General features: G+C 37.8%; 25 protein-coding genes and 7 pseudogenes. 26 read left to right on the forward strand and 6 right to left on the reverse strand.

Annotated features, from left to right (window positions below; translation table 11 throughout):
- Nucleotides 1-10: 10 nt before the first annotated feature.
- On the forward strand, nucleotides 11-1,399 hold the full coding sequence (gene fumC, locus LJF29_RS02200) for a class II fumarate hydratase (RefSeq protein WP_229146756.1): 1,389 nt from the start codon (nucleotides 11-13) through the stop codon (nucleotides 1,397-1,399).
- A 24-nt stretch (nucleotides 1,400-1,423) separates the two neighbouring features.
- Here fumC and LJF29_RS02205 read toward each other — a convergent pair.
- Nucleotides 1,424-1,932: pseudogene (locus LJF29_RS02205) on the reverse strand (ImmA/IrrE family metallo-endopeptidase).
- A gap of 371 nt (nucleotides 1,933-2,303) precedes the next feature.
- Here LJF29_RS02205 and LJF29_RS02210 point away from each other — a divergent pair.
- The 3 genes and pseudogenes from LJF29_RS02210 to LJF29_RS02220 all read left to right on the forward strand — a co-directional run.
- On the forward strand, nucleotides 2,304-2,870 hold the full coding sequence (locus tag LJF29_RS02210) for a cysteine dioxygenase family protein (protein WP_014114530.1): 567 nt from the start codon (nucleotides 2,304-2,306) through the stop codon (nucleotides 2,868-2,870).
- A 197-nt stretch (nucleotides 2,871-3,067) separates the two neighbouring features.
- Complete coding sequence (locus LJF29_RS02215) at nucleotides 3,068-3,517, forward strand: AraC family transcriptional regulator (protein WP_229146758.1); 450 nt, start codon at nucleotides 3,068-3,070, stop codon at nucleotides 3,515-3,517.
- A gap of 43 nt (nucleotides 3,518-3,560) precedes the next feature.
- Nucleotides 3,561-3,924: pseudogene (locus tag LJF29_RS02220) on the forward strand (transposase family protein); the annotation flags it as partial.
- Between the two features lie 276 nt (nucleotides 3,925-4,200).
- Here LJF29_RS02220 and LJF29_RS02225 read toward each other — a convergent pair.
- A pseudogene (locus LJF29_RS02225) lies at nucleotides 4,201-4,287 on the reverse strand (transcriptional regulator); the annotation flags it as partial.
- On the opposite strand from LJF29_RS02225, the pseudogene LJF29_RS02230 reads away from it, so the two are divergent.
- The 18 genes and pseudogenes from LJF29_RS02230 to LJF29_RS02305 all read left to right on the forward strand — a co-directional run.
- Nucleotides 4,287-4,916: pseudogene (locus LJF29_RS02230) on the forward strand (aspartate phosphatase); the annotation flags it as partial. The pseudogenes LJF29_RS02225 and LJF29_RS02230 sit on opposite strands and share 1 nt — an antisense overlap.
- The gene (locus LJF29_RS21160; RefSeq protein ID WP_262927560.1) at nucleotides 4,906-5,031 is read left to right on the forward strand and encodes a hypothetical protein; all 126 of its coding nucleotides are present in this window, start codon (nucleotides 4,906-4,908) and stop codon (nucleotides 5,029-5,031) included. The pseudogene LJF29_RS02230 and the gene LJF29_RS21160, both read left to right, overlap by 11 nt.
- A 276-nt stretch (nucleotides 5,032-5,307) precedes the next feature.
- Nucleotides 5,308-5,880 (forward strand): TetR/AcrR family transcriptional regulator, encoded by a 573-nt coding sequence (locus tag LJF29_RS02235; RefSeq protein ID WP_010788730.1) that lies wholly within the window; start codon nucleotides 5,308-5,310, stop codon nucleotides 5,878-5,880.
- 95 nt (nucleotides 5,881-5,975) lie between these two features.
- Nucleotides 5,976-6,500, forward strand: coding sequence for an OsmC family protein (locus tag LJF29_RS02240; protein WP_010788731.1), 525 nt, complete (start codon nucleotides 5,976-5,978; stop codon nucleotides 6,498-6,500).
- Between the two features lie 84 nt (nucleotides 6,501-6,584).
- A pseudogene (gene gcvH / locus LJF29_RS02245) lies at nucleotides 6,585-6,950 on the forward strand (glycine cleavage system protein GcvH).
- Between the two features lie 25 nt (nucleotides 6,951-6,975).
- A complete protein-coding gene (locus LJF29_RS02250) occupies nucleotides 6,976-7,704 on the forward strand; it encodes a DsbA family oxidoreductase (protein WP_229146762.1) in 729 nt (242 codons plus the stop codon).
- Nucleotides 7,705-7,840: 136 nt separating this feature from the next.
- Nucleotides 7,841-8,176, forward strand: coding sequence for a thioredoxin family protein (locus LJF29_RS02255; RefSeq protein ID WP_127696734.1), 336 nt, complete (start codon nucleotides 7,841-7,843; stop codon nucleotides 8,174-8,176).
- A gap of 54 nt (nucleotides 8,177-8,230) precedes the next feature.
- Nucleotides 8,231-8,665, forward strand: a complete 435-nt coding sequence (locus tag LJF29_RS02260) for an OsmC family protein (RefSeq protein ID WP_229146763.1) — start codon at nucleotides 8,231-8,233, stop codon at nucleotides 8,663-8,665.
- Between the two features lie 35 nt (nucleotides 8,666-8,700).
- Nucleotides 8,701-9,042: pseudogene (locus LJF29_RS02265) on the forward strand (thioredoxin family protein); the annotation flags it as partial.
- A 43-nt stretch (nucleotides 9,043-9,085) separates the two neighbouring features.
- Nucleotides 9,086-10,021, forward strand: coding sequence for a thioredoxin-disulfide reductase (trxB, locus tag LJF29_RS02270; protein ID WP_151174379.1), 936 nt, complete (start codon nucleotides 9,086-9,088; stop codon nucleotides 10,019-10,021).
- Between the two features lie 100 nt (nucleotides 10,022-10,121).
- Nucleotides 10,122-10,436, forward strand: a complete 315-nt coding sequence (locus tag LJF29_RS21205) for a carboxymuconolactone decarboxylase family protein (protein WP_324255104.1) — start codon at nucleotides 10,122-10,124, stop codon at nucleotides 10,434-10,436.
- Between the two features lie 143 nt (nucleotides 10,437-10,579).
- Complete coding sequence (locus LJF29_RS21210) at nucleotides 10,580-10,780, forward strand: carboxymuconolactone decarboxylase family protein (protein ID WP_324255105.1); 201 nt, start codon at nucleotides 10,580-10,582, stop codon at nucleotides 10,778-10,780.
- 119 nt (nucleotides 10,781-10,899) lie between these two features.
- Nucleotides 10,900-11,415 (forward strand): OsmC family protein, encoded by a 516-nt coding sequence (locus LJF29_RS02280; protein WP_010788739.1) that lies wholly within the window; start codon nucleotides 10,900-10,902, stop codon nucleotides 11,413-11,415.
- 150 nt (nucleotides 11,416-11,565) lie between these two features.
- Nucleotides 11,566-12,768, forward strand: coding sequence for an MFS transporter (locus LJF29_RS02285; protein WP_010788740.1), 1,203 nt, complete (start codon nucleotides 11,566-11,568; stop codon nucleotides 12,766-12,768).
- Between the two features lie 132 nt (nucleotides 12,769-12,900).
- A pseudogene (locus LJF29_RS02290) lies at nucleotides 12,901-13,152 on the forward strand (MFS transporter); the annotation flags it as partial.
- A gap of 39 nt (nucleotides 13,153-13,191) precedes the next feature.
- Complete coding sequence (locus LJF29_RS02295; protein ID WP_229146765.1) at nucleotides 13,192-13,653, forward strand: GreA/GreB family elongation factor; 462 nt, start codon at nucleotides 13,192-13,194, stop codon at nucleotides 13,651-13,653.
- Between the two features lie 598 nt (nucleotides 13,654-14,251).
- Nucleotides 14,252-14,569 carry a thioredoxin family protein gene (locus LJF29_RS02300; RefSeq protein WP_151174376.1) on the forward strand — a complete coding sequence of 106 codons (318 nt, stop codon included), beginning with the start codon at nucleotides 14,252-14,254 and terminating at the stop codon, nucleotides 14,567-14,569.
- A 222-nt stretch (nucleotides 14,570-14,791) separates the two neighbouring features.
- On the forward strand, nucleotides 14,792-15,856 hold the full coding sequence (locus tag LJF29_RS02305; RefSeq protein ID WP_229146766.1) for an NADH:flavin oxidoreductase: 1,065 nt from the start codon (nucleotides 14,792-14,794) through the stop codon (nucleotides 15,854-15,856).
- Nucleotides 15,857-16,384: 528 nt separating this feature from the next.
- Here LJF29_RS02305 and sigK read toward each other — a convergent pair.
- Nucleotides 16,385-17,113: an RNA polymerase sporulation sigma factor SigK gene (sigK, locus tag LJF29_RS02315; protein WP_174754429.1), complete on the reverse strand. Its 729-nt coding sequence runs from the start codon at nucleotides 17,111-17,113 to the stop codon at nucleotides 16,385-16,387.
- 176 nt (nucleotides 17,114-17,289) lie between these two features.
- On the opposite strand from sigK, the gene LJF29_RS02320 reads away from it, so the two are divergent.
- Nucleotides 17,290-17,715 carry a NucA/NucB deoxyribonuclease domain-containing protein gene (locus tag LJF29_RS02320; protein WP_229146767.1) on the forward strand — a complete coding sequence of 142 codons (426 nt, stop codon included), beginning with the start codon at nucleotides 17,290-17,292 and terminating at the stop codon, nucleotides 17,713-17,715.
- Nucleotides 17,716-17,748: 33 nt separating this feature from the next.
- Here LJF29_RS02320 and LJF29_RS02325 read toward each other — a convergent pair whose 3' ends face one another.
- A complete protein-coding gene (locus tag LJF29_RS02325) occupies nucleotides 17,749-18,477 on the reverse strand; it encodes a DUF308 domain-containing protein (protein WP_229146774.1) in 729 nt (242 codons plus the stop codon).
- A 302-nt stretch (nucleotides 18,478-18,779) separates the two neighbouring features.
- Here LJF29_RS02325 and gnd point away from each other — a divergent pair, with 302 nt between their 5' ends.
- Nucleotides 18,780-19,673 (forward strand): phosphogluconate dehydrogenase (NAD(+)-dependent, decarboxylating), encoded by an 894-nt coding sequence (gene gnd / locus LJF29_RS02330; protein ID WP_229146776.1) that lies wholly within the window; start codon nucleotides 18,780-18,782, stop codon nucleotides 19,671-19,673.
- Between the two features lie 20 nt (nucleotides 19,674-19,693).
- Here gnd and LJF29_RS02335 read toward each other — a convergent pair whose 3' ends face one another.
- Nucleotides 19,694-20,320 carry a TVP38/TMEM64 family protein gene (locus tag LJF29_RS02335; protein WP_229146777.1) on the reverse strand — a complete coding sequence of 209 codons (627 nt, stop codon included), beginning with the start codon at nucleotides 20,318-20,320 and terminating at the stop codon, nucleotides 19,694-19,696.
- A 194-nt stretch (nucleotides 20,321-20,514) separates the two neighbouring features.
- Here LJF29_RS02335 and LJF29_RS02340 point away from each other — a divergent pair, with 194 nt between their 5' ends.
- Together LJF29_RS02340 and LJF29_RS02345 are read left to right on the forward strand one after the other, a co-directional pair.
- Nucleotides 20,515-21,267, forward strand: a complete 753-nt coding sequence (locus LJF29_RS02340) for an N-acetylmuramoyl-L-alanine amidase (RefSeq protein ID WP_168748283.1) — start codon at nucleotides 20,515-20,517, stop codon at nucleotides 21,265-21,267.
- Between the two features lie 242 nt (nucleotides 21,268-21,509).
- The gene (locus tag LJF29_RS02345; RefSeq protein ID WP_229146778.1) at nucleotides 21,510-22,241 is read left to right on the forward strand and encodes an SGNH/GDSL hydrolase family protein; all 732 of its coding nucleotides are present in this window, start codon (nucleotides 21,510-21,512) and stop codon (nucleotides 22,239-22,241) included.
- Between the two features lie 348 nt (nucleotides 22,242-22,589).
- Here LJF29_RS02345 and LJF29_RS02350 read toward each other — a convergent pair whose 3' ends face one another.
- The gene (locus tag LJF29_RS02350; protein WP_003226124.1) at nucleotides 22,590-22,730 is read right to left on the reverse strand and encodes a sporulation histidine kinase inhibitor Sda; all 141 of its coding nucleotides are present in this window, start codon (nucleotides 22,728-22,730) and stop codon (nucleotides 22,590-22,592) included.
- Nucleotides 22,731-23,035 lie beyond the last annotated feature (305 nt).

Genomic DNA, 23,035 nt, shown 5'->3' on the forward strand with positions numbered 1-23,035 from the left:
GATTATTTTAATGAACTATCGAATTGAAAAAGATACTTTTGGAGAAATAAAGGTGCCTGCTGATAAGTTTTGGGGAGCGCAAACACAACGTAGTAAAGAGAACTTCAAGATAGGTTCTGAAAAAATGCCTATCCGTATTGTTAAAGCTTTTGCTATATTGAAGCGCAGTACAGCTATTGCTAATAATCGTCTAGGTAATTTGGATAGTGAAAAAACAGAGGTTATTACAGCAGTTTGTGATGAAATTCTTGAAGGCAAATATGATGACAATTTTCCACTCGTTGTTTGGCAGACGGGGAGCGGTACACAAAGCAATATGAATGTTAATGAAGTTATAGCAAACCTTTCAACAGCTTTATTAAAAGAAAAAGGCTCTATACAAACCATACATCCAAATGATGATGTCAACCGCAGTCAAAGTTCGAATGACACTTTCCCAACAGCGATGCATGTTGCAGGTGTATTAGCCATCTATGAACAATTAGTTCCTGCACTTGATCAACTTCGGAACACATTAGATGAAAAAGCAAAAAAATTCAATGACATTGTTAAAATAGGTCGTACACATCTTCAAGATGCTACACCTTTAACCCTTGGACAAGAAATTAGCGGTTGGGTGTATATGATTGATCGTTCGAAAGAAATGATATTGGAAGCAACTGAAAAAATGCGTGAACTTGCTATCGGGGGTACGGCAGTGGGGACAGGTATTAATGCACATCCACAGTTTGGAGAAGTTGTCTCAGAGGAAATCTCGAAGTTTACAGGCCAACAGTTTAAAAGTTCACCTAATAAGTTTCATGCCTTAACCAGTCATGATGAAATAACGTATGTACATGGTGCTATGAAGGCATTAGCTGCTGACTTAATGAAAATTGCGAACGATGTTAGATGGCTTGCAAGCGGTCCTCGCTGTGGTATCGGGGAAATTTCAATCCCGGAAAATGAGCCTGGCAGCTCCATTATGCCCGGTAAAGTTAACCCTACTCAATGTGAAGCCCTTACCATGATTGCGGCTCAAATTATGGGGAATGACGCAACTATTGGATTTGCTTCAAGTCAGGGCAACTTTGAACTAAATGTATTTAAACCAGTTATTATCTATAACTTCCTCCAATCCGTGCAATTACTGAGTGATGGAATAAAATCTTTCCATGATCATTGTGCGGTTGGTATTGAACCTAATACGAAAACCATTAAAGAAAATCTTTCCGGATCTTTGATGCTTGTCACAGCATTGAATCCTTATATCGGATATGAAAAAGCTGCGAAAATTGCTAAGTTTGCTCATAAAGAAGGCTTAACGTTAAAAGAGGCTGCTGTCCAACTCGAACTATTAACGGAAGAACAATTTGATGAAATGGTTAAGCCAGAAGATATGGTGAAACCAAACATTTAAATCTTTTAAGATAAAAACTAGTTACTAATCAGTAACTAGTTTCTCCTTATTCAAAAGGGGGGTGCACAGATTTTCCGTCACTGATTGATTAAATAAATGTTGGGTCAGCTTCCTGTAATATATGTTCAAACTAAAAAGCCAAGCCCATTTTCAATTGCATGTGATTGTATGTACGAAAGATTAATATTACGCAACATGAAAGTTGGAATGCAAAAGTGATATGTAAAATAATTGGACTGCCACTCTAAATAATCAGTCCAAGTTGCAGGCATTGTTTTTTTATCGCCTTCATGTCTATATATATGGCAAAATTCATGAGCGAAATCATACCATTGTTCAACTCGGCTTTTTCGGCTGTCTAAGCATGTATTATAAATTCCACTGTGTTTAAGCGCGAAGCTTGTAACAGGTTTAAAGCCTGATATCTAAAGCCTCGGCAATCCGTTCAAAATTAATTTGTTCAGGCTCTGTCATATCAATCTTCCTGTATAAGTTTTCAATCCATCCTCTAAATGACTGTTTGTATACCTCAAGATGAAAACCTCCTTAAAGACGACAATCTAAAAATTGGATTTATTAAATATTATAGGGGAAACTAAGACTTTTTTCACGGGAAAATGCATCTAAGATAAGTGTGGTGTTTATTGAAGAGCTGCTAAGTAATTAATGACAATAATTGATAATGAAAAGTGTTTAAACAGAATCTTAATAATCAATCTCCTATCTTAATTGTTGAAGACCAGAAGCACATCTTTATATACGCATTTAACAAAAGTACTTTTTCGAATAAAATCTATTACCTTGAATTGGATAAGGAAGGGAATTTATCCTTGAAACTCAGCATGAAATTCATATACAATACAGGGGTAGGGTATATAAAATTTAGTTTAGGTGGTGTTTGTTAATGAAAAATCCTGAAATTGAGTCTTTTATTAAGGATGTGGATCGAATTGTTCATGACGGCGGGACTGAAGAGGTTTTGACTGGCAAGATTGCGGAGAGGATGAGACATCTGTTACAGGCTGATAATATTCTCCCTTCACAGTATCGGCAACCGAACCCAAAATACGCTCTGTATCCGTTGTATATTGCTGACGATGAGAGTTTTTCTATCGCGGTTGCGGTTTGGGATGTTGGGCAATCCACTCCTGTCCATGATCATGGAACGTGGGGCGTAATTGGAGTAGTGCAAGGAACAGAACACGAAATACAGTATGCACCGCCTTCTAATAAGCATGAGGAACTGATAGCATGTAATGACCGTTATATTCTGCAAGGGGAGGTTGTCGTCTGTTGCTCCACTGACCAAGACCTTCACAAAGTGGAGTGTGCCTCCAATGATCCGTGTGTAGGAATTCATGTGTACGGCGGCAATATTGGAAAAATAGAGCGTCATATCTACGATACACATACGGGGAAAAAACGGGTAGCGGTTAGTCACTGGGTTCCTGTACCAGCTTCCCGACAGTAAGTCGCATCTTTACGCCTAATGACTGTATAAATCATTGAGTAAAGTTTATGTAGCTTACTTTTATTTAACAGATGTGCTTAAAATATAGTAAAGTGGAATAATGGATTAATTAAACTGCAATAATCAGAATATTCTAAAAAATAACTTGAAAAACATTTTAAATCGAATTACCTTATCTAAGAAAGGAGGATTAAAATATGAAAATAACTATTGAAGAATTACCTGAATCAAGGATTGCTTACTTCCGAAATGTTGGGGAGTATGGTGAAAAGCAAAACAAAGAATTAATGGAGAATTTTAAAAAGTGGGCAAAATCGAATGGTGTATTTGATCATTCTACAATTTTAGGCATACCACAAGATAACCCAGAGATTACTCCTAAAGAAGAATGTCGTTATGATGTTTGCGTTGTTATAAATAAAGATCTTAATGTGGAAAAACCAGCTCATGTTGGTGAATTTTCTGGTGGGAAATACGCTGTTTTCTTGCTTGACCATATAAAAGAGGCAGTCAGTGAATTTTGGGGCAGTATTTTTACTGAGATAGAAAGAAATAATCTATCAATAAGAGAACAACCAATTATAGAAAGATATACTTCACAAATGATTGATAATCATTTGTGTGAAATATTAGTTCCTATACAGTAACGAAGCAGGGATATTTCCTACCCTCTGTTTAAAGGATAAAAACATGAGAGGCCTACTATGTATTTCAGATCTAATTCCAATTGAATCACCACAAGAAAATAACACAGATATGATGTTTAAAGTTGAAGCAGTCGATCCACCTGAACGTTGTCCTGAATGTGGTTTTGACAAGTTGTACAAACACAGTTCAAGAAAGAAACCAATTATTGATTTGCCCATTCGTTTAAAGCGAGTGGGCTTACAATTGAACCGCAGACGATACAAGTGTCGTGAATCTGGGAACGCTTAATATCCATTGATGAAAAACGTAGATGACCAAAAGGCTTTTAAAATCCATCCAAGAGCAATCCATGTCTAAGACTTTTGTAGAGGTCGCAGAAAGCGTTGGCGTTGACGAGAAAACCGTATTTTTTTCATTTACAACCTTGCAAGGTTTTTAACAAGAAGCCCTCTTTTTCCAATTCGATACTTAGCAGTTTTTTTCACAACAAACGCTCTTTTTTATATATGAAAATGTAAAAGAAACATAAATGAAAATATAAATGAGAAAAACAACAAAAACCCTTGCCACGTAAGGGTTTGTAAGGGATTCAAAAATCACTTTATAAATGAGGATCTAAATCTTATTAGTAAACAGAATTAAACATAATAAACAGAAATAAATAATAATAAACAAACTGCGTTTATTTATCTGATTTCCGTCTTTCTTTTAATTGCTCCGTTATAATCTCCAAAGCAGCCTGTAATATTTCATCAGTTATTTCTCCATTATAATCAATATGAACTTGATAAAGTGCAAAAAATACAATGTCATTTCGTGATATCTGGAAATTACGTTGATTTTAAACATTTCGAGAAAAGCTTGCCGCACCTTGAAAAAGCCTTAGAGTTGTCCAAACAATTAGAGCGCAATGAAAGGCTACTTAGCTCGGCTTACTACAATCTCGGAAAGAATTACGCAGATTTAGGAATAAATGATAAAGCAGATCATTTCTTAAATGAGGCTGCCAAGGTATCAGAAAGTGCTAAGTTGAGCAATTTACCACATTCACTGTTTACATACGCTAAATTTCTTTTTAAGCAAGGGAAAACAAGTGAAGCAATAAAAATGAGTAAAAAGGGTTTATCCGCTGCAATATCCCAAGGTGACAAACTTTTTGTGTCCCTGCAAAAGTACTTGGAAGCACTTTATATTAATGCAGTAGATCAAGCGGGAATCAAAAAAACGATTGATTACTTAGAAAGAAATAAGAATTATGCGTATGTGGAAGATATCGCAATTGATACGGCTGAAGTTTTTGCAAAATCAAAGGAGTTTGAAACATCCTATATTTATCATCAAAAAATGCTTGAAACGCAAAAACAAATTCAGAGGGGAGAATGCCTGTATGAATTTTAAAAAAGGCGTAATCATTATTCTTACTGCAGTTACTTTAAGCTTAGGTTTCGTTGCAACTTTTACTATAGAAGAAAGTGCAGCATATCATCAACTTTCTGACCGGAATCAAACATAAGAATTATTAAACCCTCTCAATTGAGTTTTTTCTTTATGTATTGGATTGGTTCAACATTGACAATTGAGTCAAAAGGAAAAGGGAGCCGTTAAAACTTTTCCTGCTTGTTCTGCGCATTTATAATTTAAGTTATTTCTTAACTGTTCGTTACTTGAAAGCAATGTTCTGATGATTATACTGGATAATAGAAATATGAACCATTCATAAATTACTTGGCAAAACCTAATGGAATCATATAATATATAAACTAAACTTTGCGATTAAGGTGTGAGAAATTTGTCTAAAAAGCATGAAATAATATCAGCTGCAAGAGAGATTATTTATTCTAAGGGATATCAAGCAACCTCTATAAATGATATTCTTATGGCTGCAGAGATTGGAAAAGGCCAATTTTATCATTACTTCTCTTCTAAATATGATTTAGGATTAGCAGTAGTGGAATCTATAGTCCATGAATGGCAAACAGAGTTAATATCAGATATTCTTCAGTCAGATAATACTCCAGTAAATAAGTTAAATATGATGCTGGACAGAACACTTACTTTTCATACTGAAGTGAAGAATAAATCAGGTTGTCCGATAGGAAACTTAGCCATTGAAATGAGTGAGCATGATGAAACGTTTCGTGTAAAAATTCAACATTTATTTGAATGTTGGATAGGGGCTATAGAGATTACATTAAATGAAATGGTTGAACAAGGCCTGTTAGATTCCTTTGATACAAAAAAAGATGCTCAAGCAATTGTAGCTATGATTGAAGGAGGAATTTTGCTAATGAAAAACCAACAAAACGTCAACTTTTTAAGTGACATTATAGAAGTAATTCGAAAACAATTTAATCTAGAATAGTCAACTGTTTTTTTTCTTGCAATATTGTCTTTCTTATGTTAAGCTCTTTTTGTACCGACTGGTAGGTACAATCCTGTACGAAGGAGAGATAAACAATGGCAAAATTAAATGGTGTTGATATGAGTATTATTGAAGGTTTAGTGGAGCAATACAAAAAAAATCCTGCTGAAGGTACTGGAAGTTGGTCATCTTCTGTAAAATGGGATAACGGTTTCCATGTGGAGGCAAAAGTAGGTGATCATGCTCCTATTCATGTTGATGAGCCAAAATGGTTAGCAGGTTCCAATAAGGGAGCAAACCCAGTGGAATATTTATTAAGCGCACTAGGTTCTTGCCTGTCAGTGGGGTTTATTGCAAATGCTAGTGGAATGGGAATCAAGATAAACTCGTTAGAAGTAGAGGTTTCAGGACAACTAGATTTGAATGTCTTTTTAGGATTAAAGGAAGGAAATCCTGGTTTTGATGAAATCAATGCGCATTTTAATGTCGATAGTGATGCGGATGAACATCAGATTGAAGAACTTGTTGCACAGGCCATGAAACTTTCACCTGTAAAAAATACAATCCAAAGAAATGTTCATGTTCAGGCATCTTTAAGTCACAATAAGAAAAAAGAATAATTATAAGAGTATTTTTCGCAAGTTACTGTACCGAATAGTAGGTACAGTAACTTGCTTATAACTGACTGAAGGAGTACAACAGATATGTTTTATTCTAAAGAACATTTATGGGGAAAGGTTGACAACAATATTGTTACCTTAGGAATTACTGATTATGCTCAATCAACGCTTGGAGAAATTGTGTTCCTATAACTCCCAGAAATGGGAACTTTAACAGTGAAAGATACTAGCTTTGGGAGTATTGAATCAGTTAAAACTACATCGGAGCTTTTTTCTCCGATTAACGGACAGATTATAGAAGTGAATACAGAATTAGAAGATAGTCCAGAATTTGTGAATGAATCACCTTATGATAAAGGGTGGTTACTGAAAGTAAAAGCTTCTAACACAGAGGAGATAAAAGAACTTCTAAATGCGGAGGAATACGATAATTACGTAAGTCAAATTTAAATAATTTAATTAAAGGAGTGTTCATATGAAAATTGAAGTTTGGTCTGATGTAGCATGTCCCTTTTGTTATATAGGTAAACAAAATTTAGAAAAAGCATTGAAACAATTCCCTTTTAGAGATGAAGTTAAAGTTGAATATAAAAGCTTTGAATTAGATCCTAGTGCGCCAGTATATAACGGGCAAAGTTATTATGAAAAATTACTCCCTAAATTTGGGGATTCCGAACAAACAAAACAGTTCCTTGAAAACTTAACTCAAAGTGCAAAAAAGGTTGGATTAACATTTAATTTAGAAGGTTTGAAACCAACTAATACGTTTGATTCCCATCGCTTAACAAAATGGGCAAAAACAAAAGGAAAAGAAGCTGATATCTCGGAAACTCTGCTTTATGCACACTTTACTGATTCTAAGGATGTAGGTGATCATGAAACGCTTGCAGATTTAGCAGAAGCTTCTGGTTTAGATAGACAAGAGGCTCTGAAGGTCCTAAATGACAAGTCTCTTTATGCAGATGAGGTAAGATCAGATCAAATAGAAGCTAAGCGTTATGGTATCTCTGGAGTTCCCTTTTTAATTATAAATCAGAAATACGCCGTTTCTGGGGCACAACCAGCAGAGGCTTTCTTAGAGGCACTCAACAAGGTATGGGAAGAAGAAAATCCGTTACTGAAACTTAAGAATCTATCAGTGAATAGTGAGGATGACACACTTTGTACTGATGGAAGCTGCGGAATTCCTACAAGTAAAAAATAAGTGGGAGCAACAAATTTCTCTTAGATGAGTTTGTTTTTAAACTCTAACTTCTCTTCTAAAACTGATCTGATCTCTTTAGTAATGGCAATTTTAAGTTTAATCCTATTAAAGACTAGTATTAGGAGGGAGAGAACTAATGGTAGAAACAGTTGAATTAACATCTTTAGATTCAATAGATAACTTTATCCATCAAAATAAATTTAGTTTTTTGTATATTTCAAGGCCGGATTGTGGAGTATGCCATGCAGTCTTGCCTCAACTCAGAGAATTACTTGATAAATTTCCACATATCAAATTAGGGTATATCAATGCTTACAACGTAGAGGAGATAGCCTCAAGGTTTTCAATTCTTACGGTTCCTGCACTCCTTTTATTCATTGAAGGAACTGAATATTTGAGAGAAGCACGCTTTGTTCATTTTGAACAATTAGAAAAAAGACTAGAAAGAGTAAGTAAAATATATACAACATGATGTTTTAACAATGTTAAAAAAGTATGGCAACCAAAAACTAGAGGAGTGTTTCATATGTCTAATGTGAATGTAAAACTGAATGCTGTTTGGAAAGGAGGAGTAGAAGGAAACGGCATCATCAAATCTCAATATATTGATACACTCATTGCTATAGGAACAGAGTATGGAGGTAATGGGGAAGGAGCATCGCCTAAAGAAATCCTTGTGTCATCAGTACAAGCTTGTTATGTAGCAACATTAGTGTCGATGGTTGAATCAAGAAAACTGCCAGTAGTGAGTATTGAGGTTGATTCTGAGATGGTTGCTTCTGACAGTAGTTTTGATATTATCCATTATCCTCGTGTTGTTTTATCTGCTGATGCAACAGAAAAAGAAGTACAGTCAATGGAAAGAGTGAATGAAGCAGCTGATAGAGCATGTATAGTAGGTAACATGGTCAAAAAAGCAGGCGTAGAAATAGAAGTCAAAGGTAAAGTGTCTACTCTTTAATCGATTCAATTAATTATTAAAAAAGCTTTTTACAACTTAGGAGGGAAAACAAAATGACTATAATCAAAGTAACAGATGGTAATTTAGAAAAGAACTTAAATACAGATAAAGTGGTTTTACTAAACTTCTCAGCATCTTGGTGTGGACCATGCCGGGTTTTTGCTGAGACATTAGAGGAGTTTGACAAAGAGTTTGGTGATAAAGTACAAGTTGTTAAAGTTGATGTGGATGAGAATCCGGAGCTTGCTGCAGAATTTGGTGTAATGAGTATCCCTAATACACGCTTCTATTCTAATAATAAATTCGAAAAACCTTTTGCTGGTATTGTTGGTATTGCGCAATTAAAAGAAGAAGTTTCAAAAATTAAGTCCCTTTAATCAAATGTGCATTAATGTATTCTTTTAAAGGAGGGAGATCATATTGGAGGAAATGGAAATTTATGATGTCATCATAGTTGGGGCAGGTCCCGCGGGAATGACAGCAGCAGTTTACACTTCACGTGCTAATTTGAACACATTGCTTATTGAACGTGGAATACCTGGTGGACAAATGGCTAATACGCAGGATGTAGAGAATTATCCTGGTTTTGATCATATTTTAGGTCCAGACCTCTCTAATAAAATGTTTGAGCACGCTAAAAAGTTTGGTGCTTTGTATGAATATGGAGATATAAAAGAAATTATAGATGAAGGCCGTTTAAAAAAAGTAGTAACTACAAAGAAAGAATTTTATGCAAAATCTGTTATCATCGCTACTGGGGCAGACCATAAAAAGCTTGGAGTTCCAGGGGAGAATGAGCTTGGTGGTCTAGGAGTTTCATATTGTGCCGTGTGTGATGGAGCCTTCTTTAAAGGACGTGAACTTGTTGTTGTGGGTGGAGGAGACTCAGCTGTAGAAGAAGCTGTGTATCTTACACGTTTCGCTTCAAAAGTCACCATTATTCACCGTCGAGATCAGTTGCGTGCGCAAAAAATACTCCAAGAAAGAGCATTTAGCAATGAAAAGATTGAATTCATTTGGAATAAAGAAGTTACAAGTATAAATGCAGGAAATGGAACAGTGAATACAGTAACGTTAAAAGATACAAAAACAGGGGAACAATCTCAATTCCCTGCAAATGGTGTATTTATTTACGTGGGGACACTTCCATTAAATGGTGCATTCAAAAACTTAGACATAACTAATGAAGAAGGTTATGTAGTGACGGATGAAGCAATGGCTACAAAGATTCCTGGTATTTATGCAGCTGGAGATATCCGTGATAAAACCCTGCGCCAAATTGTCACAGCTACGGGTGACGGATCAATAGCAGCTCAAAGCGTCCAACATTATATTGAAAACCTTGAGGATTCATAAGAAACAGCACTGATCTATTTTGGTAATATATCATCACACCTAACTGTACCGAATAGTAGGTACAGTCAGGTGTGAGATAAAAAAGTTAGAGGGGAAAATTATGAATCAGAACGATAGTTTATACAAAAAATCACATTTTAACCGTTTAGGTGAATTTAGTACACTTTCACCTGAAAGCTTTAAAACATTTGTAGCTTTTGACAGAAAAGCGTTATCTGAAGGAAAGTTAACAGCTAAATTAAAGGAATTAATTGCAGTTGCTGTTGCTCATACGACTGGATGTCCCCATTGTATTGATTTTCATGTTAAACAAGTTAAAAAACATAGAGCTTCCAGGGAGGAAATGGCTGAATCAATTATGGTAGCAACAGCATTGAAAGCAGGGTCTGCTCTTGCTCATGGGTCAATGCTTTAAACGCTTATGATGGAACAGCTGATGATGAATTATATAGAGCTCCTTATATCAACCGGCTAAAAGAGTTTTCTCAGTTAGATGGAGATGCCTTTAAAGCGTTTATGACATTTGACCAACAAGCGATGAAGGCGGGATTACTTAGTGTGAAGGAAAAAGAGTTGATTGCTATAGCAGTGGCGCATACAACAGGGTGTCCTTACTGTATTGATATCCACACTAAAGCAGCCAAAAAAGTGAAAGCAACGAGAGAAGAAGTTGCTGAATCAATTATGGTAGCAACTGCCTTGAAAGCAGGATCTGCTCTTTCTCATGGAGTTAATGCATTAGTTGCTTATGATGAATAAGTCTTATGGAGGGGGATGTACTGATGGCAGCTGTGTCATTCCCCCTAAAAACTTTTATTAGATAACGAAAGTGGAAAGAGATAATCCTTATAAAAAAACAAAATGAAGGAGATATAAAAATGACAAAAATTAATGGAGTCGATACAAAAGTTATTGAAAACTTAGTAGAAAATTACAAGAAAAATCCTGAGGAAGGAATGGCAGGATGGTCTTCTTCGGTAAAATGGAAAGATGGATTTTACGCTGAAGCGCAAGTAGGTGATCACAAACCCGTTCTGATTGATGAGCCAGATTGGTTATCAGGATCTAATAAGGGTCCAAATCCAGTTGAACTTTTATTAAGTGGATTGGGTGGTTGTTTATCAATTGGATTTATTGCAACAGCTAGTTTAATGGGGATTAAGGTAAATTCACTAGAAGTTAACGCTTCAGGACAATTAGATTTAAATGTATTTTTGGGCTTAAAAGAAGGGAATCCAGGTTTTAACGAAATTGATGTTCAATTCACAATAGATAGTGATGCAGACGATAAACAACTTGAAGAATTAGTTTCAAAAGCAATGGAAATTTCGCCTGTGAAAAATTCATTAGAAAGAAATGTTCAAGTAAATTCAACTTTTAAACGTAATAAGTAAAAAGCTTTATGACAGGGTCGATCTTACTTTACTTTGTATAACCAATTTTAAAAAGAACGTAGATATACGCGACATATTCCATGCGTAATGTCTACGTTCTCATACGTTGCAGGTGGAATTGGAAACGCGAGAGGAGGAAAAAACCCCATTATGTCTGAAGTGAACAGTATTAATAGATGGAGAGCTCTATTTTTGATTGCATTGGCTGAACTATTTGCCCTCAGTTTATGGTTTAGCGCTTCAGCCGTTCTTCCCCAATTAGAACGTCAATGGGGAATGAGTGCAACAGAAGGGTCATGGATGACCACATCCGTACAGGTTGGGTTCATTATTGGAGCCATTTGTTTTGCTATTCTAGGTTTGGCAGACCGTTATAACCCAAGAAAAATATTTGCTATTGCCTGCATATTCGGAGCTGTCATCAATAGTTTATTTACTTTAAGCACTGGAATGGTAGTGGGATTAAGTTTACGTTTTCTAACAGGAATTACTATGGCAGGTGTTTATCCTACTGCCGTGAAACTACTCTCTACTTGGTTTCAAGATAGACGAGGATTTGGTATTGGAATTCTAATTGCAGCTCTGACATTAGGTTCTTCATTGCCACATCTTTTTAATTTATTTATTCCGAATGTCAGCTGGAAGATATTAATGCTGGTCAGCTCTTTATTAGCATTGGTCGCAGCTGGTATTATGCATTGGGGTCTTCCGGATGCTCCGGAGTCTAAAGAAGAAGTGGCTACTGTGTCGATGCATACACTCAAATATATCTTAAAAGATCGACCTGTAATGTTAGCTAACTATGGCTATTTCGGTCATATGTGGGAATTGTATGCTATGTGGACATGGCTTCCCTATTTCTTAACAGCCAGTTTTAAAGCATCCTTAGAGGGGACAGCTTCACAAGAGGCCAGTACACTGTTCGCATTTTTAACAATTGGAATTTCGGGGGCTATAGGTTCAATAATAGGTGGATTATATGCTGATAAAATTGGAAAAGCACGACTTTCTATGATTGCCATGATTGTTAGTGCTGTATCTTCTATATGTATCGGACTTACCTTTGGTCTTTCTATATGGATTACCGTTATTGTAGCAATCATTTGGGGGATATCAGTTGTTGCAGATTCGGCACAATTTTCAGCAATGGTTGCAGATTTCACAAAATCAGAATGTGTAGGAACTGCCTTGACATTTCAAATGGCTATAGGTTTTCTTATGACAGTCTTTTCTATTTATTTGATTCCGGTCTTTGAAGTTATTGTAGGGTGGAAATGGGCATTCTCAATCCTTGCGATCGGTCCTGTTATAGGAGTTTTGGCAATGATTTCTCTTATCCGTTATAAACATTAAACCGATGTACTCATTTTGTTTTTTAACACAGTAATGGCATGTATTTTTCGTTTTTAAGAGAACTTGACGGATTCTCTTTCCATTTTTACCTGTTTAATCTTTGTTCTTTAATTAAAGCAATCCTTTAGTTGAATAGGAACAGCTTTGCCTTCATCCCTTATTTTTAACACCATTCTTGTTATTATTCCACTGCATAAGTGCGGAAGTTCCATGGGAATTATGAAGCTTGTAATTAAGGTCAAACCAGCTGTTGGACTAACAGTATCAGGCTTAATCTTAAAAACTTTAACATGGCAATGGATTTTCCGGGTTTCCCTGCCGTTACTGATTATCACATTAGTGTTTGGTGCATTCTTTATGCAAGATGTAACAGAACCAACAAAGCTGAGAAAAGTAGTTTCGGTAAAGGAGGGTGAATGATTGATGGACAAGAAGTTACTTACGGAAGCTGGTTATAATGCGTTGAAGAAAGAATTACTTTATTTAAAGGAAAAAAGATGGAAAGAAGTTAGTGAAAAAGTTCAAGAGAGCAGAAATTTTTGTGATTTTAATGAAGATCCTGAGTATCAAATTTCAGTAGATGAATTTGCTACACTTAAAAAGAAAATAAATGATTTGGAATACATTATAAAGCAAGCAAAAATAATTAAAAATGCAAATATACGAGAAGTAGGGATCGGATCCATTGTCACTGTTAAAGAAAAGACAGGAAAATATGAGATGCATCTTAAACTTGTTAGTCCCGCAGAATCACATTTATCTGAAAACTATATATCCGATGAGTCTCCAATCGGAAAAAGTCTAATTGGTCACAAATTAAATGATGATGTAATAGTCATGGCCCCTTCTGGAATGATGCATTTATTAATCACTGAAATACAGTGATTTTTTTCTTAAGCTACTCTGTTGTACTCTATTTTAAATAAGATAGATAATTGATGGTTGGTAGTAACAACGAATCTGTACATCTATTGTGTTTTGTGAATGAAAATGGTGAATATTATAAAAAGATACAGGGTTGCAAAAAGCTAAAAAAGCATGCTAATATAATATTGTACCGACTGGTAGGTACAGGAGTTTAGTTATTGATAGAAGGAGGTTAAGTGATTACACCAACAGAACTGTATTATTCCAAGGACCCTATATGGGCAATTGAAGATCGAGTACGTTTAGGGATTACAGATATAATGCTCAAACAACAATTTGATGAAATTGTATTCTTAGATCCCCCGAGGAAGGGAATTCATTAACGATAAACAATAGCTGTGGTGTTGTGGAGTCCATTAAAACTACTCCTTATCTCATCCTTTAAATTCTAAAAGTAAACACCGTATTAGAGGATAGTCCTGAATATGTAAATGAATCCCCTTATGATTAAGGATGGATGCGAGAAGTTCAAATGGATAATATAGATGATATCAAGCATCCTATAGGTGCTAAAGAATTCAAAGATTATGTATATGAAAAAATGGAGGGAATCATGATGAAAAAATTAGAATCAATTGATCAATTTGAGAAGTTAAAAAAAACAGAGCGCGTTGTCTTTATGTTTTCAGCGGACTGGTGCCCAGACTGTCGGGTGATCGAGCCAATTTTGCCGGACATTGAAGCAAATTATTCTGAATATCAGTTTATTTATGTAGACCGGGATGACTTTATTGATTTGTGCATCGAACTGAATGTATTTGGTATTCCGAGTTTTATCGCTTATCATAACGGAGAAGAAGCAGGGCGGTTTGTTAGCAAGGCTCGGAAAACACAAGAAGAAATTGAAACATTTCTTAACAGCTTGTCCGCCTAATCTGCTAACATAAAATTGTACCAAACGGTAGGTACGGATAAAAGGAATTAGAGGGAAGAATTATTAGTCAAGACGATGTTAAACAAGTTAAAAAACATAGATTCCAAAGAAGAAGTTGCTGAATCAATTATAGTAGCAACTGCCTTGAAAGTCGGATCTGCTCTTGATCATGGAGTTAATGCATAATGAATAAGTCTTAAAGTATAAAACTTGGAGGTTTTTATGAATAATTTTCAGTCAGTTGAAGTTCTTTTTAAACCATTCGAAATGGGAAATCTGAAACTATCTAATCGTATTTTGATGGCACCTATGACGCGAAACTTTTCTCCAAATGGAGTACCAGGGGTGGATGTCGCTGCGTATTATCGTCGTAGAGCTGAAAATGGTGTTGGACTTATTGTGACAGAGGGTACGTTTATCAACCATCCTGATGTTGCATCAGAGGTGCCAGCATGGCAGGAGGACGTACCACACTTATACGGAGAAGAGGCGCTAAACGGTTGGTCAAAAGTAGTTGATGGGGTACACGAGGCCGGTGGAATCATTTTCTCTCAATTGTGGCACATGGGTGCACGAGGCAACGCTAATGATTACTCAAAACAAGAAATTTTGGAATTAGTTGAAGCTTTTGCACAGGCAGCAGCCAATGCTAAAAAGGTTGGTTTTGATGGCATTGAGATTATGGCAGCCCATGGATTTTTAATTGATCAGTTCTTTTGGGAAAAAACAAACACACGTACTGATGAATATGGTGGCGACATAGTTAAGCGCACACGCTTTGCGAGTGAGGTCATCGCAGCTTGCCGACGTGTTGTTGGACCAGATTTTCCAATCTCTTTGCGAATCTCACAGTGGAAGTATGATTTCTATACAGCAAAATTAGTAGAAACTCCAGAAGAACTAAAACGTTTCTTAACGACATTAGTTGATGCAGGCGTTGACATCTTTCATGCATCTATTCGTCGTTTTTGGGAACCTGCATTTGAAGGATCTGAACTGAATCTATCAGGATGGATTAAAAAGTTAACAGGAAAACCAACAATTACAGTTGGATCTGTCGGTCTTGATGGCGCTGATTTCTTGGATTTCTTCGCTACTGGAGAAGAGGCCACTGGTAAAGCCAACAAAATGGGCAATTTGATCGAGAGGTTAGAACGTGAAGAATTTGATCTGATAGCTGTGGGTCGCGCATTATTGGCTGACCCTGACTGGGCAAACAAAATCCGAGATGGACGAACAGAAGAATTAATTCCGTTTACGCGTGAGGCAATTGAAACATTATATTAAACAGAGCTTAAAAAATAATAAAGAACCCATTTTGATTGATTTTTTTCAAAATGGGTTCTTTTTAGTTGCTTTCAGATAAAGTTCCCATAACACTATTACTTATCTTTTAGTGATTGATTTTGTAAGGTATATGAAATTAACGGAAACTTTTTCGAGTTGAGTCTTTCATATGGTCGTTTACTACAGAAGCAATTTTCATGAAGTTTATAAAATCCTCTGTTGAAAATTGATCCAGTCTACTCATCCTAGAACAGATCCGATGGTTTCAAACTATGGCTTTGAATCGCTTGAGAGAGGATGCAAGCAAAGGACTTAAAAGTCAAGTCATCTGCTACGATCCTCATCGTCTTTACGGAAATGATCATTGAGCTTATCAGTGCTGACGAGTTGAGAGAGTGAGACAAGCGGTTAGTTGGAAGCATTTTCATACCTCTATCGTATATTCTGTCTCCATTAGTTTCGAGAGTTTTAAAAGAAGCATGTACATGAATGAGAGAAGCCGGCATATTAGATCCGGCTTCTTCTGCATTATTTCCCCTTCGCTTTCTTCCGCTTTTCCTTCTCCGCCCGATAGAACTCATGGAACATCTTCATCAGCGCCCGCTTTTCAATCCGCGATACATAGCTGCGCGAAATACCGAGTTCTTTGGCAATTTCACGCTGCGTTTTTTCCTTCTTCAAATCAAGCCCAAACCGCCCGACAATTACTTCCTTTTCACGGTCATCTAAAATGTCAATGTATTGCTTCACTTTTTCAAGCTCCATATTGAGCTGGATTGTATCAATCACGTCTTCATTTTCTGATTTCAGGACATCGATCAGGCTTATTTCATTCCCTTCTTTATCCTGCCCGATCGGATCATGAAGGGACACGTCTTTTTTTGTTTTTTTCAATGCGCGTAAATGCATGAGGATTTCATTTTCAATACATCGCGCAGCATACGTCGCCAGTTTTGTCCCTTTTCCGGCGGAATAGCTTTCAATCCCTTTGATCAGCCCGATTGTTCCGATGGAGATTAAGTCCTCTGCGTCTTCACCTGTATTTTCAAACTTTTTTACAATATGGGCGACCAAGCGAAGATTATGCTCAATCAGCATGTTTCTGGCATGTTCATCCCCTTTAGCCATGAGCTCTAAGTATTTTTTTTCGTCGCTGCTTGAGAGCGGTTGTGGAAAGGCATTGTTTTTCACGTAAGATACTAAAAAGACAAGCTCTTTAACTACAAAACCGAGCGCTGCGAAAACACCTGTCACCATCGTCACCTCCACATGATTATGTAGGCAAAAGCCTATATGTCAATGTATGTGATCGGAAGGCTGTCTGTGTCTGTACCGGGAAATTTCTCAATGGGGAGCTTAGGTTTTGTTTTTTAAAATAATCTTTAGGCTGCCCCCATACATTTAAATGAACGAAACTGTATGGGGGGATGAGGATGAAAAAATGGCTGGCAATGCTTCTTCTGGCGGCAGCAGTTTTTCTTTGTTTATTGGGAAAGGATATGACGGCTCCGCAACAGGTCAAGGGGGCTGCTTTATATGACAAAGTTTTATATTTTCCGTTGTCTCGTTATCCGGAAACCGGGGATCATATAAGAGATGCGATTGCCGAAGGACATTCTGATATTTGTACAATTGATCGTGATGGAGCGGACAAAAGGCGGGAGGAATCATTAAAAGGAATTCCGACGAAGCCTGGCTACGATCGGGATGAATGGCCGATGGCAGTTTGTGAAGAAGGAGGCGCCGGAGCCGATGTCCGCTATGTAACGCCTTCTGATAATCGCGGCGCCGGTTCATGGGTAGGAAATCAAATGAGCGGTTATCCAGATGGCACCAAAGTGTTGTTTATTGTTCAGTAATAAAAGAAGAGGCTCAGAATTGAGCCTCTTTTGCTATGATCCTATGTTGCCGCTAGGCTGATTTTCCTGAGGAGGATACGTTTCTGCTTCTCGCCAATACTGGCGTGGGCCTTCTTCACGTACAACGATCCCGATCTTTGCAAGTTCAAGACGAAAATCTTCAATGTCGTCTGTTTCCTCTTTTTTCAGTGCTTTCTGACGAGCCTTCAATATAGCATGAGCGCTTGGAGAGAGATCGGGTGATTCAGGTACCCATCGTCGAAATTTATCTTTAAACGGGTCACCTTCTGCCGACCATATGTAATGGTGTTTTTTAAAGGCCTGCTCAATGATTTTAGGTTTTTCATCTATTTCTTCACGTGCCAGTTCATATCCGTCTGTTCCTAAGAGGACAAGCCGTTTATGATCAATAAATACCAGAGCAATGTCTTCCGAGTTGATCGTTTGAACATGCTTGCCTTTCATTAATTTCACGGAGTCGTCTGTAATGTGTACAGTTAATAGCATTTTGATGATTGAATGAGCGAACCATATACCGGCAATCAGGCCAAGCAGCGCGGTGATAAACTTCACCGGTGATCCGTGAAAAGAGGCAACAAGCCGAAGAGGGCCTTCTAATGGAATCCACGGCAGGGATAATGCCCATTTCGCAAGCTGATGAAAGAAATAACCAATGAGAAGACCGATCATTGCAAGTGTAACGTATAATAAACATTTCGCGGTTTTCTTAATTCCAATGATTGTTTGTGTTTGATCCTGCAAGTTGTCACCTTCTTAGCTAGAAATAAATTGAATTCTCTTCCCATATTTTAACTTAAATAGAGAGGAAATCAAGGATGTTTCCACGATTTCTGCTGTAATTCATGAAGGCGCCAAATGATTATCACACCCTCTTTCTGATAAAGATCATACAGAAACGATATGACACGGGAAAAGAAATCACTCTGGTTGATCACGGACCGCTTTTGTTTTTTTGTTTGAGAAAACATGACGTATCACAAAGCAGTTCACAGGGAACATAAAGAGTAAGGGCTTTAGAGTTTAGACAACCAGGAGGAACTCACATGAAAATAGGATTGATCGGCTTAGGGAAAATGGGCATCAACATAGGAAAGCAATTGATCGACCGCAATCATCAAGCAATCGGTTATGACGTGAACCAAGCCGCTGTTGATGAACTGATATCTTATGGGGCTGAGGGGACAACGAGTATAAAAGAGTTGATTTCTTCATTAGACATGCCGCGAATACTATGGGTTATGGTGCCCCATGGCGTGGTCGATACTGTTTTGCGTGATGTGACACCTTTATTAAGCACAGGTGATATTATCATCGAAGCCGGAAATTCTCATTATAAAGAATCGATTCGTCGCTATAATCAAATGAAAGAAGCGGGTATCTATTATCTCGATGCGGGGACGTCGGGCGGAATGGAAGGTGCACGGCACGGAGCCTGTTTTATGGTGGGGGGAGACCCGGAAGCATGGGAAATTGCCGAGCCGCTGTTTCGGGATACTGCTGTTGAAAATGGATATTTATATGCCGGAGAAGCGGGCAGCGGGCACTTTTTGAAAATGATTCATAATGGCATTGAGTACGGAATGATGGCTGCTATTGGCGAAGGATTTGAAGTGCTGGAAAAAAGCCCGTTTGAGTTTGACTACGAGAAAGTTGCAAGGGTATGGAATCATGGATCTGTCATAAGGTCGTGGCTTATGAGGCTGACTGAGCGAGCTTTTTCTAAAGACGCGAAGCTGGAACAGATCAAAGGCGTCATGCATTCCTCAGGGGAAGGGAAATGGACAGTGGAAACGGCACTAGATTTGCAGACAGCCACCCCGGTGATCGCGATGTCGCTCTTGATGAGATACCGTTCGTTAACAGACGATACGTTTACAGGAAAGGTCGTTGCTGCGCTCCGTAATGAATTTGGAGGACATGCAACAGAAAAAAAGTAAGGGGGCAAAGCGGGCCGCCCTTATTTTTTTGACACTTTCACAAGATGAGGAAACTTTTTATATATGATCAGCATCAGGATCAGAACGTAGGCCCCGTAAATACTGAAGGATAGTAATTTGTTGCTGGAGAAATTGGCGCCGGCAATTGTAACAACTAAAATATTTGGGATTTTTCCTATTAAAGAGGCGACGAAAAAAACATGCCAACGAACACTGCTTAGTCCGCATACAACATTCATGACAAGAGAAGGAATAACAGGGATAAGTCTTCCCAATAAAACAGCGGTAAACGCATTTTTATCGAAGGAAGCCTCGTATCCTTTTATAGCAGGGTAAGCTTTTATTTTTTTCCTAGCCCAATCACGAAAGCTGTACCTCGCGAGAAAAAATAGCAATATTGTACCGAGCATTGAACCGGCCAGAGTAATCCAAACGCCATTTGCAATTCCGAACACAGCGCCATTTAAAGCTGCAATAATTGCAAACGGCACAATCGGGAAAAAGACGTCGGCTGCAATCAGAAGCATACTACATAAAACGGAAATCAAGCCGCCTGCTTTTATAGCATCAAGCCAAGCCTCTTTCTGATAAAACCCGACTGCAATAACGGCGATGATCAAGATTATACCTAAAGTCTTTTTTAACATATCAATTATCCACTCCCAACACTTGTGGCGATGTCAGGAGGCAGAATCTCCGGCATCTACGTTAGTATAACTTGTACCATTTCGGAGGTTCAACTGTCATACGAGTGGGGGGAAATACAAATCTTTTTTAGCTAGTAAAATAGGCTGTCCATTTCACTCGTTGCTGCATTCTTTAATAGTAGGGAGGGATAGAAATGGTAGCGATAAAAAAAGATTTTATACCAAAATCAAACGATAACCGTCCCGGCTATGCGATGACACCTGCCTACATTACGGTGCACAATACAGCAAATACCGCCAAAGGTGCCGATGCAAAAATGCACGCTGATTATGTAAAAAACCCAAGTACATCTGTCAGCTGGCATTTTACAGTAGACGATTCAGACATCTATCAGCATCTGCCTCTTACTGAAAACGGGTGGCATGCTGGCGACGGCACCGATGGTACAGGGAATCGCAAATCAATCGGGATTGAAATCTGCGAAAATGCAGACGGCGATTTTGACAAAGCAGTAGCTAATGCGCAGTGGCTGATCAAAAAATTGATGAAGGATCACAATATTTCGCTGGATCGTGTTGTTCCCCACAAAAAATGGTCCGGAAAAGAATGTCCCCGCAAACTCTTAAATCAATGGAGTGCATTCAAAAACGGAATTTCTTCCTCTGATACGCCATCTAAAGAATCACCCAAATCTTATCCTCTGCCTTCAGGAGTAATAAAACTTACTGCGCCTTATAGAAAAGGCACAAAAGTTCTTCAGCTGCAAAAGGCTTTAGCAGCACTTCATTTTTACCCCGATAAAGGGGCGAAGAATAATGGTATTGACGGCATTTATGGACCGAAGACAGCAAATGCCGTGAAACGTTTTCAGCTGATGAATGGATTAAAAGCTGATGGTATCTACGGACCGAAAACAAAGGCCAAGCTTAAAGCGAAATTAAAATAAATGCAGAGGTAATCAGTAGCCTGTTTCCTCTGAAGCAGGTTATTGCAATCAACTCTCTGAAGTGTTTTTTCGCAGAAAAAGACGGGAACTGAAATAGATATCTCACCCCTTAATGGAAACAGAATGATTTTAGTCGAGAGGGACACGTTAACAATAGAGAGAACGCTATAACGAAAAAACTCTGCGTTGAATGAAACAGAGCAGAGGTATAACATAAAGGTGAAGCTTTTGGGGGTGTAAAGATGAAGTATATGTTCATCCTTTTCCTAGTGCTGTTCGTTACAGCAGGATGCGAAGGAAGGGGATACGAAGACGTGGTAGCATTTGGTGACAGCAATACACGCGGCTCTAATTGGGATTATCGTGACTATCCAAAAGCGCAGCAGTGGGTCAATATATTAAAAACGGCTGAACGCGGGAATCTTGATATCCTCAATGCAGGAATTGGAGGACAAACGACAGAAGATGCCCGTTTACGGTTTCAAACAGATGTACTCGATCAAAAACCTAAGCATCTTTTTATTATGTTTGGCACTAATGACGCCGCGATTCTGGCTGAAGGAAAGCCGAGAGTGTCAAAGCTGCGTTTCAGAGAGAATCTGGTTTACTTTATAAAAGAAAGCAGAAAACACGGCATCAAGCCTGTTTTAATGACGTGTATTCCTATTATTGAAGGAAACGGAAAGCATCACCTCTTTTACTATTCCAGATATAAAGCGGCTGCTTTTGAATCAAAAGGCGGGGCGAGAAAGTGGCATAACTCATACAATGATATTACAAGAGATGTCGCGAAACATATGAATGTGCCTCTCGTAGACAATTGGAAGCATTTTATTGAAGCAGACGGCGGAGAAGCTACTGATGAAGCGCTTATCCAATCCGGCTTGATAGATCCTTCAGGCAATCATATGACACCAAAAGGGGCAAGGGTTGTTTATGAAGGGATACAAGATGGGCAGGTCCTGAAGCGCTGATCCGGACAAAGGCCTAAGCCGTTTTATTTCTCCTACATAGGCTGTTATAGAAACATTTTTAAGGAGGCGCGCTTCACATGTACAGCGGGTATTTATACACGTATCCATTCGGCGGCTGGCCATATGGACAAGCAGAGCATACGGATACGCTTTTATCGTTGTTTTGATTGTTGTTCTCCTGATTGTGGGCGGAGTGTATTAGTTCACATAAAATCCAGCCCTGAAAACACCTCTTTTTAGGGGTGTTTTTTGCTGAAAACAGTAGTAAAGCGCGTAACTGAAGTGATATAATATCAGTCATCTGAGTAAAAAAAGGAAATACGCCCGGAAAAAATAGACAAATTCCTATTAAGAAGATACGGAAATAATATGTCCGAGCGATCTTCTTTTTATTTCGTTTTCGATTAACTCGATAAAGTCGCGGTTTAAATTCATTTCGGTGGCTTTGAAATAGGATTCTATTAATAGTTCATCAGACAATTTTCTCATGCTAGGAACCCAATTAATGGGAGAGACACCTCCTTCATAGTTGGAATCATTCATGACTTTGTGACATACATTTATAGGTTGCGTTCATCTGAAGCTGAAGATTATCTTTAATCTACCATGAATTGCATATAAGAACAATCGTTCTGTTATCCACACCAAAAAGTGGATAACTTGTGAGTATCATGTTTATAATTTGTCTAAAGAGTGATGTAATAAGAGTGGATAGTGTGTGTAAATTTATCCACACCTGGTGAAGAAACCCAATTTTTGTCGAAATTTTTTTGCTCAGTTTTTCTTTAAGCGCA

Source organism: Bacillus sp. LBG-1-113 (assembly GCF_020708615.1).
In the GTDB taxonomy this organism is placed as follows: domain Bacteria; phylum Bacillota; class Bacilli; order Bacillales; family Bacillaceae; genus Bacillus; species Bacillus mojavensis.